Here is a 15,678-nt window from a genome sequence, read left to right as displayed (position 1 = left end):
ATGATGACAAAATTCCTGCCCAAAGGAAGGTTTTCCTTGCTCACAGCGTTCGCTTCGTGGTTCCTGGTAGCTTCATTGCTGCTGCGTATCGCTTTCATGATATGGCAGCACGACGAAGTATCCTGGAATATCATTGATTTACTGCGTACCTTGTGTACAGGGGTTTTCTTCGATTTAGGGACTTTGTCTTTCATTTTACTGCCAGCAGCATTGTACTTTTCAGTCTTGCCTAAACGTTTGATAGGTTCGTGGTTTGATAAAATCATCACTTATTTTTTCACGGTATTGATTTTGTTTATACTCGTGCTGACCTTCTTTGCGGAAATCACCTTCTGGGATGAATTTCGCACCCGCTTCAATTTCATCGCTGTCGATTACCTGATTTATACGCACGAAGTCGTAGCCAATATCAAGGAATCTTATCCATTGCCGATTTTGATCGGCGGCGTGCTGATGATTACAATGCTGATATTATCCGTATTTTACAAAATGGGCGTATTCCGTGCGACGTTCTCCAATTCCCCTTCAATAAAAAAACGTTTGCTTGCTGCCGGAACCTTCATTATTGTCGCCATATTATTTTCGGTAGGGATTACAAATAACCAGGCGGAGTGGTCTGCTAACCGCTATAATTCAGAAATCTCGAAAGCGGGAATCTATTCGTTCTTTTCTGCCTTCCGAAACAACCAGATGAAATACACCGAGTTTTATTCTTCTGTTGATAACGGCGCCGCTTTTGCTTTGGTGCGCAATAAACTTGCTTCGCCCAATACACAATTCACGACCGACATGCAGTCGATCCACCGCAGCATCACCGCCACCGATACTGTTGCCAATAAGAATGTGGTGTTTATCCTTGTGGAAAGCCTGAGCGCAAAATTCCTTGGTGAATTTGGCAATGACGAGCATATCAGCCCGTTTATGGACAGTATCGCACAACAATCAATATGTTTTAAGAATTTATATGCCACAGGAACCCGTACGGTCCGTGGTATGGAAGCCGTTACGCTGAGTATCCCGCCAACACCGGGCCAGAGCATTGTGAAAAGGCCAGACAACCACAACCTGTATACTGTAGCTTCTGTGTTTAAGAAACGGGAATACGACTGCAACTTTTTCTATGGCGGCGATGGCTATTTTGACAATATGAATAGTTTTTTCGGGGGTAACGGTTTTACGATTTATGACCGCGGCCGTGGCAGCGTGTTAAGCGATGATATTAAGACCACACGCCACAATATCACTGATGCCGAAGTAACGTTTGAAAATGCCTGGGGGATCTGCGATGAGGATATTTTTAATAAAATGCTGGGCGTGGCCGATAGGCAGTACCAATCGGGAAAACCGTTCTTCAATTTCATCATGACCACATCAAACCACAGGCCGTACACGTATCCTTCCGGTAAAATCGATATTCCATCGGGGAAGAGCAGGGAAGGGGCTGTAAAGTATACTGATTATGCCTTAAGGCAATTGTTTCGTAAAGCAAGCCGTAAGCCATGGTTTAAAAACACAGTGTTTGTAATCATTGCAGATCATTGTGCGAGCAGCGCCGGAAAAGATGAAATCGACTTAGCCAATTACCACATCCCGTCTTTTATTATCAATGCAGGTACGGTGCAGAAAGTGGAGACGCAATGCTCACAGATTGATATTTTCCCAACGCTTTTTGGCTTATTCGGATGGCATTACGATTCGGATTTCTATGGTAAAAACGTACTGGAAAATGGTTTTGAAGAGCGTTTCTTTTCAGGTACCTATCGCAAACTGGCATTGGTAAAGAAAAATAAGGCCATGATTTTATCAGACCAAAAGCAGCAGCATTTTTACAAATGGGATAAAAATACGAATGATTTGTTGCCGTTGCCTATGGATAAAGGCTTCCTCACAGAAACCATATCATTTTACCAAACCGCGGATTACCTGTTTACAAATCGCAAACTGAAATAAAATGCCTCACTTTTTAAGCTGTGGATAGGGATTTTTTATTGATATTTATAAGCATAAAAATCGACGGATATGAAAAACGTAATGATTGCCTTTCTTTTACTTTCATCGGCAGCGAACAGCCAGCAATTGCATTGGGTAACCGATATTGATAAAGCGCTCCGGGAAGCCGCAGTGGCCAATAAGGAAGTGTTGTTGTTCTTTACCGTTTCGGAACAATGTGAAAACTGTGAGAAACTGGATAAAAATATATTTGGAAGTGAAGCATTCCAGGCTTTCGCCAAAGAGAATTACATACCGGTCAGGATTGATTTCTCCCAAAAACCGACGGAAGAGCTGACGGACAGGATGATTGAGAAAAACCTGCTGATCATTGAAAAATACAATAAGGATGGTTTTTTTCCATTAGTGGTAGTACTCGACAAAAACGCAAAGGTTTTGGGTAAAACAGGCGTATATAAAGAAGAAACACCCGCACAATTTGTGAGCCTGCTGCGGAAATTTTAAAACAAAATACGAAGGCACGCCAAAGAACTAAGGTAACGCTCTTATTTACTGTTGGATAAATTAAATTATCTTCAATAAAGTATGGCTGGTGATTTTAAATCATTAAAACTTGCCTTTTGAGGGTCTTCTTTCTTTCTTTTCAAAAACCAAAAAGCTATATTTACCTCGTAAAGAGATTAGTTTTTTCGTTTTATGAATACCAAAACCGATACCAATATTAAACAGCATCATCCGGGAACGGAAGAACCACAACTCAATATCCTGTTAACCACAGACGAGGATGACCAAAGGCCCGTTTACATTTCCGGAAATTTCAATAAATGGCATACTCAGGACCGGAATTTCGAAATGGAGAAAATTGGTAACGGCCTCTACCATTTCAAATTTCCTGAAGATTTCATTTACCCCGATGAAATGCTGTATAAATTCACCAAAGGCGACTGGAGCGAGGTTGAAATTGACAAATTCGGGAACCGTACCGAAAACCGTTCCTGCCGCCAGACCAAAGGCCTGCGCCGCGAACATGTGGAGAAATGGCGTAAGAACTGGCTGCCATTCAAACCAAATTTCCTGCCGCAGATCCAATTGATTTCTGAAGGTTTTGATATGCCTCAGCTCAATAAAAAGCGACGCATCTGGGCTTTGTTGCCACACGATTATGATACATCAACAGCCCATTATCCTGTAATGTACCTGCAGGATGCGCAGAATCTCTTTAATGAAAAAGCGCAGTACGGCAACTGGGAAATCGATAAGAAACTGGCCGTCATGTCTGAATACAAGATTGGTAAAATCATCATTATTGCCATTGAGCATGCCGAAAAGGACAGGATTAAGGAATATAATGTAGGCAAAACGATTCTCGGTGCTGGAGAAGGTAAGAAATACATCCGTTTTATAACTGATACACTGAAGCCGTTTGTGGATAAAAAGTTCAGGACCAAGCCAGGCAGGGAATATACAGGCATAGGTGGAAGTTCCATGGGGGGATTGGTAAGCATCTTCAGCGGACTCATGTATCCTGAAGTATATGGTAAACTGATGATTTTCTCGCCATCGCTTTGGGTAGTGCCTAAAATGGATTTTACGAACATTGATTTTGCAGAACCCGGCGATACCAAAATCTACCTGTATGCCGGCGGCGATGAAAGCAAAACGATGCTCGCACAGGTGAAGAAGTTTAAGAAGAGAATGATCGAGAATGAATTCGTCGCCGACAAGATGAAAATCCAGCTCAGCATCAATATGGAAGGAAAGCACAGCGAAACATACTGGAGTGATGAATTCCCAAAAGCGATCGAGTGGCTTTTTTTTAATACCAAGAATTAAATGAAAATAACAACTGTACCCGAACTGGCCCGTTTTGAAGGAACAATTATGATTCCGGTTTTTGAAACCAATGCAAAAAGCCTTGTCCCGATTGAGTTTCATGGGGTTTCGGTTTCTTCGAAAGTCTTCTACGGAAAAAAAGATTCGGTGTATCAGGTCGATAAATATGACAGTTTACACCTCTTTATCGGGCTGGGGAAAACGCCGGATTACAAATCCGTATTTACCATTTTCAGGCGGATTGCGCTGAGAAATAAGGAAAGTTTCAATACTAAAACGGCATTGGTCCTTCCTGATGACTTTCCGAATGATATGGCTGAAGCCGCTTTTTCAGGTTTGCTTGCCGGAACTTATGATATCGGCCATTTCAAAAAAACAGAAGCCCACCCCTTTTTAAAAGAGGGATTTGAGTTGGTCCTGTTGTCTAAAAATGAAAATGATGATACTGCGGAAAGGGCTTTCAAAATTGCAAAAGCAAAACTGGAAACGTACCACCTGGTCGATTTGCCACCTAACGTCATTACGCCAGAATACCTTGCCGATTGGGCCATAAAAACAGGGAACGAGGTCGGTTTTAAAACCACAGTATTTGATAAGGATGCCTGTTCCAAACTCGGCATGGATGCTTTCTTAGCTGTAGCACAAGGCAGTGCAAGGGAACCGCAATTCATCATTATGGAATATACTCCGGCAAATCCGGGCAAAAACACCAAACATGTTGGATTGGTTGGAAAAGGAATCACGTTTGACACGGGCGGACTCAACATCAAAACGGCTGGAATGTTGCATATGAAGTCTGATATGGCGGGTGGGGCTGCGGTTTTAGGTGCGCTGCGGCTGATTGCTGATTTGAAATTGGATGCCAAAGTTACCGCCATTGTCCCTGCCTGTGAAAACGCTGTCGACAGTACTTCATTTGTTCCGGCGGATGTGATTAAAAGTTACAGCGGCCATTCGATTGAAATTATCGATACTGATGCGGAGGGCAGGTTAATCCTTGCTGACGGACTTTCTTACCTGATTAAAAATTACAAACCGGAATATGTTGTCGATATCGCAACATTGACAGGAAGCAGCGTAGCAACTTTAGGTTATGAATGCGGCGCCTTATTTACCAATAATGACGATATTTCAAAGCAGTTGCAGCATTGCGGCGATGCAATTGGGGAACGTTTGTGGCAGCTTCCATTATGGGATGCCTACAAGCAGGACATTGAAAGTGAGATTGCCGATGTGAAAAACTTTAGCGGTAAACCTGTTGCGGGAGCGATCAGTGCTGCGAAATTCCTCGAGTTTTTTACCGACAATCACAAAGCCTGGGCACATCTTGACGTGGCAGGCGTGGCTTTTGGCGATGATGAATTTGCAAAAACCAAACACGGCACTGCTTTTGGCGTGCATTTATTGACTAAATTTATTGAAAATCTATAGTTATGGCTGACGATACCAAAACCTTTATCTGCATTTCCAATTATTTCAAAGGTGCCGATTTTATGATCGAGCTTAAGGAACTCGGCAATACCGTTTTTCTTGTTACATCAGACAAGCTCCGGGATAAGCCGTGGCCGTTTGAATACCTCGATGAAGTTTTTTATATGGACGGGCAGGACACCGACTGGAATATGGAGCATTTGCTCCTTGGCGTGCAGGGACTGATGAAAAGCAATAAGATCGATGGCATTGTGGCACTTGATGATTTTGATGTGGAAAAGGCGACCTATCTCCGAGAACACCTGAGGATTCAGGGCATGGGACAAACTACGGGCCGTTATTTCCGTGACAAGCTGGCCATGCGCATGCGTGCCAAAAGCTGTGGCATTTCAAATCCGAATTTTTGTTCCCTTTTTAACGATCATGATATCAATACCTTTGCCGATACGGTTTTGCCGCCTTGGGTTTTGAAACCACGTTCCGAGGCTTCGGCATCAGGGATTATTAAGGTGCATGACAAGGAATCCCTTTGGATGCATATCAATGAAATGGGAAACAACCGCTTCAAATACCTGGTGGAGCAATTCCGTCCCGGCGATGTATATCATTGTGACAGTTTAATTGTCGATGGTAAAATCGTATTCAGCATTACGTCCAGATACCTGGCCACGCCTATGGAAATTTCACAGGGCGGCGGTATTTTCCGGAGTGCGAATATTGAATATGGTTCGGAAGATGACAAAGCAATCAAAAAGTGCAACGAGCAGGTAATTAAAGGTTTTGGCTTAAAACATGGCGCTGCACATTCTGAATATATCAAATGCAAGGATGACGGGAAAATCTACTTCCTCGAAACGTCATCAAGGGTAGGTGGGGCGCACCTTGCGGAAATGGTTGCTGCCGCTTCAGGTATCAATCTTTGGAAAGAATGGGCAAAAATTGAAGACGCTTTGGTAAAGGAGAAAGCATACAAATTGCCGAAAGTGCGTAAGGAATACGCTGGTATCGTACTCACATTATCAAAATTTGAAAACCCGGATTTATCTTCATTTTCCGATGACGAGGTTTGCTTCCAGGTGCCATTGGAGTATCACGCCGGGCTGATTGTAAACTCAGATAAGCAGCAACGCGTATTGGAATTGCTCGATGATTATGCGGACAGGCTCGTTCGCGATTTTGCAACGGTAGCGGCGCAGGCGGAGATTAAGAAACTGCATTGATTTAACTGGAAAATGGAGAAATCAGATCATTAGCAAATGTTTTGGCTAATCTAAAAGCATAAATATGTCTTTGGCTTGGAATTATTTCATTTCCTAATGATCAAATTGTCTGATTTTCCTTCTCAAACAACCCCACACTGCCGCCGACCCAATCCTTATCTTTATTGAATTTCACACCGATCATCTCACCACGGCTTAAACGCACCAGATTGCAAACCGGAACAGGAGCAGGGTCGTCTTTTTTCCAGACATACAGGACACGTACTTCGGTTTTTACTTTCCCATCGGGTGATTGTATAATGGGAATATAATTGACTTTTTTCTGTAAAATATAAAGGTCTTTTTCTGTTACCGCTTCGATATCTTCTTTTTTTACATGGAAGATAACACCGCTTCCTGAAAAAGAAAATAATGGCTTAAGCACATAATTTTCAAGATCTTCAGGAATCTCTTTTAAATCACTGAGTAAAGTCGTTTCAATAAAATATTTGCCTTTAAGCAGCGGTAAAATAAATTTGCTGATCCGGAAGAACCAATTCGGATGCCCGGCCCATTCTATATCAAGATCATCTGAAAAATGAAAAGCCATATTTAAATCCTTGCGCAATTCCAGTTCGTCAAAAATGACACGGTTGTAAATGCGCTTAACCCGGATTTTCTCACCGGAATCATTTTTATAGAAAAGCTGCCTGCCTTCCTTAATCAGTTCGGTGACACAAACGATTGGAATTCCGAGGTCGCGCCGGCAGTAATAAAAGTCAATTTTTGTATTTTGCTTTTCAGGCTCAATTTCCAGTAAAATGACGTTTTCTTTCGGATGCCCATTACGGATCACTTCATCAATAATGCCCAAATATTCTTCTTTTGAAATATGGTTTGCAAACGGCGTAAGTTCATCCAAAAAAGGATAATGTTTCTTAAACTTCTGGAATAACACAGGCTGGTAATTAAACAATGACGGAAATCCCTGCACTTCAATCAGCTTTGGGATGACTTTTCCATCTTCTTCGCAAATTCCAAAATCAATCGCTAAAAAAGTAGTATGCGCATCTTCATTTGGAACTTTTGTATTCAATTCCAGTGATTTCTCGGTCAATGCCTTAAAATCGTCACGCTGGATCAGTTTAATCACATCGTTACAGCCTTCAAGCAATTGTGCCTTCAATTCATTTGAAATGAAAAAAGGCGTTTCTGCCATTCGGAATGTCGGCATGTAATCAAAATCTGAAGCCACATCATCAAGGAACTCCTGATATTTTTCAGCAGAAAAATTTGCATTGAAAAGTTCGCGGTATTTTGGGATCATAACGGGAGATTGAAAGTGATACGTATCGTAAAGAAAAGAAAAAAGCGCTGTAAATTGTCATCTGCAGCGCCTGATTTTTCAATTTTTAACGGATTATCAGTTTTTCAGTGTAATAATTGCCGTCTGACTCAAAATGGAGCAGGTAAACTCCTGAACTCAGTTGTGAAGCGTCGATGTCATTATTGCCGTTTTTGATGTTGTGTTTAGGCAAAATTGTTTTCCCAAGCATATCCACTACGGAAACCGTCAATTCAGCATTTAGGGTTGAAGTGATCGTAAATTTGCCGTTGTTTGGATTCGGAAATATATGCATACTGATGCCTGAATGATTTTCCTGAATTCCGAGAATAGTCGAAGTGTATGAAGCCGCCCAGCCGTCACCGCGTTGTGTAGTATTCGTATTGAAAGTGACGAACATATTTCCGCCGGTTGAAGTGATTTCCGCTGGTAATGGATTTCCTGAAAATATCCCTAAAACACTGGCTGTGGCATCAATTCCGTCATAAACCGTTACGGTGTCATACCCGCTTTCGGTATCAAATGCTGTGAACGATAATGTTACTGAATTGGCATCTTCAGGCTGGATCAACCACGAACAGCTACTGTTGTTGGCGTAATTTCCATTGGTACTTCCGTCAGAAAATGAACCGCTTTCGTTTGTAAAAATGGCATCGGAGCACGATGAAGCCTGTGTTGAAGTGTAAGTTGCTGCAAATCCCTGACCTGAAATCGTGGCATTGCTGTAAAATTTGATAAACATACTTCCTCCGGATGATGTAATGTTTGGCGGCAAATCATTTCCTGCAAAACGGCCTAAAAGCGTATCAGCATCGGAAGTTCCATCATAAATTTCAAATGCATCTGTAAAAACATTTCCGATAGCAGCTTCAATATCAAATTCAGAACATTGTAGCGTGACTGAAGTGGCCTGCGGTGGCTGGATCAGCCAGGTTGAGTTTTGCCCGTTGCAATAATTACTTCCTTCACTTCCATCAGTGATAGTGCCAAAATCGCTGTCATTTAAAATCATATTTGCATTACCATTGGCATTGCCATCCGAAGTATAAGCAGCTGTAAATCCCGGCATCACATTGCTGAAACCCGTTGTAAAACGAATGGACATTTCCCCTATCGCTGAAATGACTGCACCAGGTAAATTGGCGCCTGATAACGTAGCGATGAGATGGGTGCCCTCAATATCATCAAAAACCAAAACAAAATCATTTTGCGATTCAGTTTCAAATTCAGAAAAAGACAGGGAAATAAAGGTGGCGCATGGTGGTGCAATAACCCAGTCGCAATGTTGATTGTTCCCGTAAAGACCGTTTCCGGAACCATCGTCAAATGTTGCTGAAACTGCTGTAAATGTGGTTGTTCCCGTACAGGTTGGGATGCCAAGTGTTGTATAATCGGCAGTCCATCCCGTATCGTTTATCGAATCATCGCTGGTGAATTTTATAAACATGGCACCAACGCCCATTGATGTGGAAATCGTTGGTGGTAAATTATGGCCCGAGAAACTACCTAAAAGAGGCGCGTTTTGATTTGGCCCGTCATATATCTTTACAAAATCGTAATCTTCCTCGGTCTGGAAAGTCGTAAAATCCAATGTGATTTGCTGTGCGCCTTCAGGAGCGATCAGCCACTTGCATTCCGTATAAACGAGATAATCCGAATTGCCACTATTGTCAGAAAAGGTACCCGACGCATCGGTCAGAAAAGTAATGACATCGCAAAGCGGAGTTGGATTCCCTTCCACATTTACGGCCAGCCAGGCTTCGGCAACAGCGAGATATTCAGGGGAGCTCGCTCCGAATAAGTCTGCCGCTGCAAGCAATGAACCATCCCTTGCGTCAGCGTAAGTTGCGTCATTTGGAAGATACGTTGTAAGGTTCCTGTATGCAATTTCAAGCGCTGTGGTAATGCCGATGGCAGGAACATTAAAATTATAGCCAAAATCATTAGTACCGGTTCCACCTTCGGTCAAGAGATAAAACCAATAATTCTGCACGCCACTGTTATAATGCACGCCGCCACTGTCGAAATTTGAGGAAGTACTTTTCCAGAAAGTGCCATTGTAGCTATCGGGTTGTTGCGTCGATCCGGAATTCGGATCCGACATGGAGCGCAGGTAAAAAGGTGATTGGACGACCATATCTTCGCCTATTGTCCAGTTGCCGTTCGCATCTGCCGAAAATTCTATGGCTGTACCAAAGATGTCTGCAAATGATTCATTCAAAGCACCCGATTCCCCGAAGTAAGTGAGCCCGCCATTTCCATTAAACTGTACCACCATATGCGTAAATTCATGACCCTCCACATCGAGCCCAACCAATGGCGTGAATTGAATTCCGTCACCCAATCCATAAACCATCACGTTATAAGGTGGTGGCAGGGCATAGGCATTGTTTTGTGTATTTGCTATTGCCATTGTTCCATCTACGAAATTTTTAATCGGGCTTCCTAAATCATCATAGCTGTGTCTGTTGAAATTATTAAGGAAGAAATCGTAGGTTTTTTCCATTCCCCAATGTACATCGAGCGCCGGATTTATGGTAAGCCAATCGGAAGTTGGACTGGTAAAATCGGAAAAATTCTGAAAACCATCAACATCTGAAAATGTGGCGCTTGCGGCATCATATGTTTCAATGTTCCTTGCCGATTCGCGCAGGCGGAAGGCCCCCTGATGACTGTCGACCGTGATGCTTTTTTGTCCACGATACAGTGTTTGTCCCGTTCCGGGCTCATCGATCTGCGCAATCAGGTTGATTTTTTGTAGGACTTCGCCGGATATGGCGTCAACAAAAACATGGGTCATTTGTATTGGGTCACTGGCATCGATACGTACTTTGAACGCGAGCTTTGTCTGCTGTTTCTGGTCTTTTGTTATTTTCATAAGCACCAGGTCAACCGGATACTCGTGTAGCAATTTTGTGGCATTTAAGTTTTTCAGTGCGATAGTTTTTGCCTCCGGTTTTGTGATTACCGGATTGATTTCAAAACCTTCCACAGCAATTATTTTACCATTCATTGATGTGGCAATACCATTTTTTGAATGCAGCATCACACTGCTTCCGTCAACAGGGATGTTTTTGTAAAACTGTTGAAAATTCTGGTGTGAAATCCCCAGATTGTCTTTCTTATTTGAAACTTCCTTAAAAGTATGGTCCTGGGAAAGCCCCAGCCAGTTGTTTAAGTCGTTTTGGATGGAGACGACACTTACATTTTGGGATTCAAGGCTGGCAAAAAACGAACCGCCGTTAATCCGGATTTTTGGACCTGATTTACTAATTGCAGGAACCGTTCCGGCATTATTTGTATTTTGTGGTTTATGCTGACCGTATGAAATCGCTGTAAACAGTGCGAAAAGAAAAGGTAACGTTGCTTTCATGATGCTGTAGTTTTATTTCTTCAAAACTAAGTGATTGCAACCTTTCAAAACTCAGGGTTTTCCCTTAAATAAAAAATTCAGTACAAACCCTTATCTGAAGTGATGTACTGAATTTTTATGATGATTATCAGGATTTAATTCGAAAGCATTCGTTTGCTCCGCATGAGGTCGTTGATGGCAATCCGAAGGAAATTTGGAATTACCGTTTCATTGGTTTTGTAAATCTTGTCTTCATCGAGCAAATCTTCAAGCATGTCGCGGAATTTGGATTTTCCTTTCAATGCAATGATCTTATCGCGTCGTTCCTTGTTCTTAAGGTTGGCAATATAACTGATTGGATCGGCTTCAGGATGAAATTGTGTCCCTACAAAATACGGCGTAAAACGTACAGCCATAATCGCCCTTTCATAATCTACATGGTCCCGGATTTTTTCAAGGGAAAGGATTTGTGCGCCGTTTTCAGAAAATACTTCAAGCTTTGGCTGTACCACCTGATAATCGCGGGAATCGACTGCATAATATGGGTTTGGCAAACCGTCAAAAAGCGGGTCGTCAATACCATCAGCGGTTTTGTGCACGGACATGATACCGAATGATGTCGATTTTCTTTTCGTAATTTCGGCTAGCCTGAAATGTTTACAAGCCATCTGGAAGGAATGGCAAACGAATAAAACGTGTTTCCTGATTTCGTTTTCCTTGTTCCAAAGCGTCAGCGAATCGATCAATTCAAAATATTTCTTATCCCAAATGCCATCGCCTTCCAGGGGATTTCCCGGTCCTCCGGTAGAAATGTAAATGTCAAATTTCTTAATATCAGGAAACTCGGCTTTTCCCCTTACGTCAAAAACCTTAAAGGTAACAATATTGCTGAAACGGTTGATGATGTCAATGATACAGCGCATTCCCTGGTTCGGTTCGCCGTTATACATGTCTAAAATGGCAATTTTAATCGTTTGGTCCGTCATGCTATCCTCTTTAAGAAATTGTCAAATAATTGCAAAGATATGAATATCGCTACAATCCTTTTGTAAATTCAGACGTGATAAAATCAACAACTTTGGTAAAATCACCGTTATTTTGTTCATAAACAGCCAATTGTTTGTCGGCACCGGTACCATTTTTCATGATTTCGTGTACATAATTGATGTCGTCGCGTGATCCCAATTCATCTACTACATCATCAACAAATTCGAGCAGTTCCAGGATCAGCATCTTGGTTTCGACTTCTTTCTGCAAACCGAAATCAATCATGTGGTTGTCGATACCATAACGTGCGGCACGGAATTTATTTTCCTTAATCAACGCCAGCCTGTAAATGTTGAAACTCGTATTCTGCATCGTCAGCTTATACAATTTGGCAACAATAGCCTGGATTAATGCGACAATACACATTGTTTCCTCGACGGTCAGGCTCATGTCGCAAATGCGGAATTCGATGGTATCGTAAAACGGATGCAGCCTTAAATCCCACCAGATTTTCTTCGGATTGTCGATGCAATTGGTCTTGACTAAAGTCTCCAGATAATTGTCATAAGCAGAAACCGAATCAAAATATTCCGGAAGCCCTGTCCTTGGAAATTTGTCAAAAACCTTTGTCCGGAACGATTTATAACCGGTTTTCCTGCCTTCCCAAAACGGAGAATTCGTCGAAAGCGCAAAAATATGCGGCAGGAAATAACACGCCTGGTTCATCAGTTGCAATCCGATTTCGCGGTTTTCAATCCCGACGTGGCAATGCATCCCGAAAATAAGGTTCGAGCGAGCGGCATCCTGTAATTCATTTACGATATTGTGATAACGCGGATCATCGGTAATTGGCTGGTCCTGCCAACGCGAAAATGGATGTGTTCCGGCACCACCGACGACGAGGTTTTGCTTGTCGGCCAATTCTACGATTTTCCCGCGCAGATGCTGGATTTCATCTTTCGCTTCCTTGACGCTTTTACAGATATTCGTACCCACTTCGACGACAGACTGGTGCATTTCGGCCTTGACCTGCTCGTTCAGGAAAATCTTGGCACCATCTACAATTTTCGACAGGTGCGATCGTAAATCCCTTGATTCCGGATCGATAATCTGGTATTCTTCTTCAACTCCGAGTGTAAAAACGGGTAATTTTCTTTTCATTGGTCTTGTTTTTGGATCTTAAGATTTTCAGATTGCCGGATTTTCAGACATCTAAAAATCTAAAAATCCGATAATCTATTCTTATTTCGCTGCGGCCGCGGAATCCTTGATGAAAGTACCCCACGTCAGGTTCATTTGCCCGTCTTTGTGCTTTTTGGCGGCTGCAATCGCCATCTTTGCGGCTTCTTCAACAACCCAGTCGAAATTTTCCTGCCCAACAGAAGTGTATTCCGCATCCGGCGCCGGATTCCCGAAATCAATCGCGTACGGAATGCCATCGCGTACGGCAAATTCCACCGTGTTGAAATCATAACCCAAACCTTTGCACAGCCTGAGCGTATAATCCTTAATAGTAGCCAGTAACTTTTTATCAGTCACCGGGTTTTCCACAACATATCTCAAATGGTGCGGATTCCTTGGTTCATACGGCATAATCCTTACGGCTTTTCCGCCAAGGCAATACACCCGGAAATACGATTCGAAAACAATTTCTTCCTGTAACAACATCACCAATTGACCGGTTTCACGATGCTTTTCCCAAAACTCTTCCTTATTTTCCAGGCGATACACATTTTTCCACCCGCCACCCGCATACGGTTTCATATACGCCGGGAATCCAATATAATTGAAGATTGATTCCCAATCCATAGGGTAGGCAAGGTTGCGGAATGATTTCCCCGTAGTATCGGTTGGATGTTCCGCAGAAGGCAGGATCACGGTATTTGGTAAGGGCACACCCAACGTATCTGCAAGGCAATTGTTGAAGAATTTATCATCGGCGCTCCACCAGAATGGATTGTTGATGACGTTGGTTCCTGTCAGTGCGGCATTTTTAAGGTATGCCCTGTAAAAAGGCACATCCTGTGAAATCCTGTCGATGATTACGGCATATTCGCCACCTTTGTTCTGTACGACCTTGTCAATCGAAACGGCTTCGGCAACAATGCCTTTTTCACCTTTTGAATTCACTTTGTCTATAAAAGCCTGCGGGAAAGTGTCTTCCATCCCAAATAGTATTCCGATTTTTTTCATGGACCTATGATATTTGTGTTATTTGAATTTGATTCTTGATAAATAGTGCGGAAACATTTCGCGCCAGACCGGCCAGTCGTGCATGCGGTCCCTGCGGATATCGAGCCAGTGATCAACATCACGGCTGCTCAGGACTTTACTCAACTTCAGGTTGGAATCCAGGCAGACATCCAGGTTGGACGTTCCCAATACGATGTCCATGTTCCAGAGTTCATGGTCATTTAATCCGTACAGGTAATCTTCAGGGCTGTTAAAAAATACGTCATCATTGTGAAAACCATCCATGAAGCTTTTGATACTGAAAGCGCCGCTCATCGAAAACATGTGGCTTACATAACCCGGGTGGCGGAAAGCAAAATTGGCCGCATGGAACCCGCCGAAACTGCAACCTGCCATAGCCACCTTGCCCGCTGGAGTATTGTTCCTGACGCGCTCCACGATTTCATGGCAGATCATTTTGTCATACCAGCCATGGTTCTGGATCCGGTGTACGGGATGAATCTTCTTGTTGTAAAAACTGTCCTTATCGATGCTTCCCGGGCAGAAAATCTGGATCAGCCCCTGCTCGATATACCATTGGGCAGATTCAATCAATCCCTGGTCGCGGTTTTCATGATAGCTTCCCATGGAGGTCGGAAAGAGGATTACGGGATATCCGGCATGCCCGAAAACAAGCATTTCAATTTCACGGCTCAGGTTTGGGGAATACCATTTAAAATATTCTTCTTTCATATAAGTGTTTTGTTTAACAATTATAGTGAAAATAAATAAGAATCATAAGTTTTTCACCAACTAACTCGCATTATTATCAGAATGGAATTAATATTTATGAAAGATTAATAAAACGATAATTTATGATCTGAAAATGGATAAAAATTTTAAATTTCAAATTCCAATGTCGGTAGGTTACAATTGCTATTGGGGACTTGTCATTTAAACCTGCAGTTCAAATAACTGTACCTGGTTTTTCAGCCTTTCGATGAGCATTGACATCATACGTTTATTTAAGTCTGAAGAGTTCTGAATATAGCGGATGTATTCCTCTGCAGTGAAAAGCGCGATGACGATGCCTTTAAGCGAATTCCTGAACTTGATGTCACGCTGTATGCTGTGCTCGATAAAATGAAGTTTCTTTTCGACGCTGAAATGATAGAAATCGGTTTTGCTTTTGGTGATGTAATTCCGGAAAACTTCCAAAAAAAGATCGTTCTGGAGTTTCAGTATGGGCCTTAAGGTTTCGTTCTGGAAAAGCTCATCGGCCGACGATTGTGCGTTCACGGTTCCCTGCATTTCACCCCGGAATGCGGTCAGGAATTGGTCTCTTGCGCTCATTTTTCTTTTAAAGTTAAAGATTAATGAAACGGATTTGAAATCCTGGAAAGCGGAGT

Annotated in this window: 12 protein-coding genes; 5 read left to right on the top strand and 7 right to left on the bottom strand. The window is 42.5% G+C overall.

The genetic code is table 11. From position 1 onward, the window contains the following. The 5 genes from HYN49_RS11735 (at window position 1) to HYN49_RS11715 (ending at window position 6,434) form a co-directional block, all read left to right on the top strand. Window positions 1-1,950 carry an LTA synthase family protein gene (locus tag HYN49_RS11735; RefSeq protein WP_245892172.1) on the top strand — a complete coding sequence of 650 codons (1,950 nt, stop codon included), beginning with the start codon at window positions 1-3 and terminating at the stop codon, window positions 1,948-1,950. 69 nt (window positions 1,951-2,019) lie between these two features. Continuing rightward, window positions 2,020-2,454, top strand: coding sequence for a thioredoxin family protein (locus HYN49_RS11730; protein ID WP_108904292.1), 435 nt, complete (start codon window positions 2,020-2,022; stop codon window positions 2,452-2,454). 192 nt (window positions 2,455-2,646) lie between these two features. Next, window positions 2,647-3,783 carry an alpha/beta hydrolase gene (locus tag HYN49_RS11725; RefSeq protein ID WP_108904291.1) on the top strand — a complete coding sequence of 379 codons (1,137 nt, stop codon included), beginning with the start codon at window positions 2,647-2,649 and terminating at the stop codon, window positions 3,781-3,783. Then, the gene (locus tag HYN49_RS11720) at window positions 3,784-5,214 is read left to right on the top strand and encodes a leucyl aminopeptidase family protein (RefSeq protein ID WP_108904290.1); all 1,431 of its coding nucleotides are present in this window, start codon (window positions 3,784-3,786) and stop codon (window positions 5,212-5,214) included. It begins immediately after the preceding gene. A 2-nt stretch (window positions 5,215-5,216) separates the two neighbouring features. Further along, window positions 5,217-6,434: an ATP-grasp domain-containing protein gene (locus tag HYN49_RS11715; RefSeq protein WP_108904289.1), complete on the top strand. Its 1,218-nt coding sequence runs from the start codon at window positions 5,217-5,219 to the stop codon at window positions 6,432-6,434. Between the two features lie 100 nt (window positions 6,435-6,534). Here HYN49_RS11715 and HYN49_RS11710 read toward each other — a convergent pair whose 3' ends face one another. The 7 genes from HYN49_RS11710 to HYN49_RS11680 all read right to left on the bottom strand — a co-directional run bounded on the left by HYN49_RS11710 (window position 6,535) and on the right by HYN49_RS11680 (window position 15,622). After that, complete coding sequence (locus tag HYN49_RS11710) at window positions 6,535-7,740, bottom strand: ATP-grasp domain-containing protein (protein ID WP_108904288.1); 1,206 nt, start codon at window positions 7,738-7,740, stop codon at window positions 6,535-6,537. 85 nt (window positions 7,741-7,825) lie between these two features. Then, the gene (locus HYN49_RS11705; protein WP_108904287.1) at window positions 7,826-11,131 is read right to left on the bottom strand and encodes a CUB domain-containing protein; all 3,306 of its coding nucleotides are present in this window, start codon (window positions 11,129-11,131) and stop codon (window positions 7,826-7,828) included. 134 nt (window positions 11,132-11,265) lie between these two features. Next, window positions 11,266-12,096 (bottom strand): type 1 glutamine amidotransferase, encoded by an 831-nt coding sequence (locus HYN49_RS11700; protein WP_108904286.1) that lies wholly within the window; start codon window positions 12,094-12,096, stop codon window positions 11,266-11,268. Between the two features lie 49 nt (window positions 12,097-12,145). Continuing rightward, window positions 12,146-13,258: a carboxylate-amine ligase gene (locus HYN49_RS11695; RefSeq protein ID WP_108904285.1), complete on the bottom strand. Its 1,113-nt coding sequence runs from the start codon at window positions 13,256-13,258 to the stop codon at window positions 12,146-12,148. Between the two features lie 81 nt (window positions 13,259-13,339). Next, complete coding sequence (locus HYN49_RS11690; RefSeq protein WP_108904284.1) at window positions 13,340-14,290, bottom strand: ATP-grasp domain-containing protein; 951 nt, start codon at window positions 14,288-14,290, stop codon at window positions 13,340-13,342. 18 nt (window positions 14,291-14,308) lie between these two features. Beyond that, window positions 14,309-15,022 (bottom strand): esterase family protein, encoded by a 714-nt coding sequence (locus tag HYN49_RS11685; RefSeq protein ID WP_108904283.1) that lies wholly within the window; start codon window positions 15,020-15,022, stop codon window positions 14,309-14,311. 201 nt (window positions 15,023-15,223) lie between these two features. Next, window positions 15,224-15,622 (bottom strand): glyoxalase, encoded by a 399-nt coding sequence (locus tag HYN49_RS11680; protein ID WP_108904282.1) that lies wholly within the window; start codon window positions 15,620-15,622, stop codon window positions 15,224-15,226. Window positions 15,623-15,678: the final 56 nt, after the last annotated feature.

Source organism: Flavobacterium pallidum (assembly GCF_003097535.1).
GTDB classification, from domain to species: domain Bacteria; phylum Bacteroidota; class Bacteroidia; order Flavobacteriales; family Flavobacteriaceae; genus Flavobacterium; species Flavobacterium pallidum.
This window is presented reverse-complemented; position numbering and strand designations above follow the sequence as displayed.

What these genes read in the sequence shown, in the direction of transcription:
- HYN49_RS11695 (WP_108904285.1), bottom strand. Translation starts at nt 13,258, where the DNA reads ATGAAAAGAAAATTACCCGTTTTTACACTCGGAGTTGAAGAAGAATAC.
- HYN49_RS11705 (WP_108904287.1), bottom strand. Translation starts at nt 11,131, where the DNA reads ATGAAAGCAACGTTACCTTTTCTTTTCGCACTGTTTACAGCGATTTCA.
- HYN49_RS11700 (WP_108904286.1), bottom strand. Translation starts at nt 12,096, where the DNA reads ATGACGGACCAAACGATTAAAATTGCCATTTTAGACATGTATAACGGC.
- HYN49_RS11720 (WP_108904290.1), top strand. Translation starts at nt 3,784, where the DNA reads ATGAAAATAACAACTGTACCCGAACTGGCCCGTTTTGAAGGAACAATT.
- HYN49_RS11730 (WP_108904292.1), top strand. Translation starts at nt 2,020, where the DNA reads ATGAAAAACGTAATGATTGCCTTTCTTTTACTTTCATCGGCAGCGAAC.
- HYN49_RS11690 (WP_108904284.1), bottom strand. Translation starts at nt 14,290, where the DNA reads ATGAAAAAAATCGGAATACTATTTGGGATGGAAGACACTTTCCCGCAG.
- HYN49_RS11680 (WP_108904282.1), bottom strand. Translation starts at nt 15,622, where the DNA reads ATGAGCGCAAGAGACCAATTCCTGACCGCATTCCGGGGTGAAATGCAG.
- HYN49_RS11725 (WP_108904291.1), top strand. Translation starts at nt 2,647, where the DNA reads ATGAATACCAAAACCGATACCAATATTAAACAGCATCATCCGGGAACG.
- HYN49_RS11715 (WP_108904289.1), top strand. Translation starts at nt 5,217, where the DNA reads ATGGCTGACGATACCAAAACCTTTATCTGCATTTCCAATTATTTCAAA.
- HYN49_RS11685 (WP_108904283.1), bottom strand. Translation starts at nt 15,022, where the DNA reads ATGAAAGAAGAATATTTTAAATGGTATTCCCCAAACCTGAGCCGTGAA.
- HYN49_RS11710 (WP_108904288.1), bottom strand. Translation starts at nt 7,740, where the DNA reads ATGATCCCAAAATACCGCGAACTTTTCAATGCAAATTTTTCTGCTGAA.
- HYN49_RS11735 (WP_245892172.1), top strand. Translation starts at nt 1, where the DNA reads ATGATGACAAAATTCCTGCCCAAAGGAAGGTTTTCCTTGCTCACAGCG.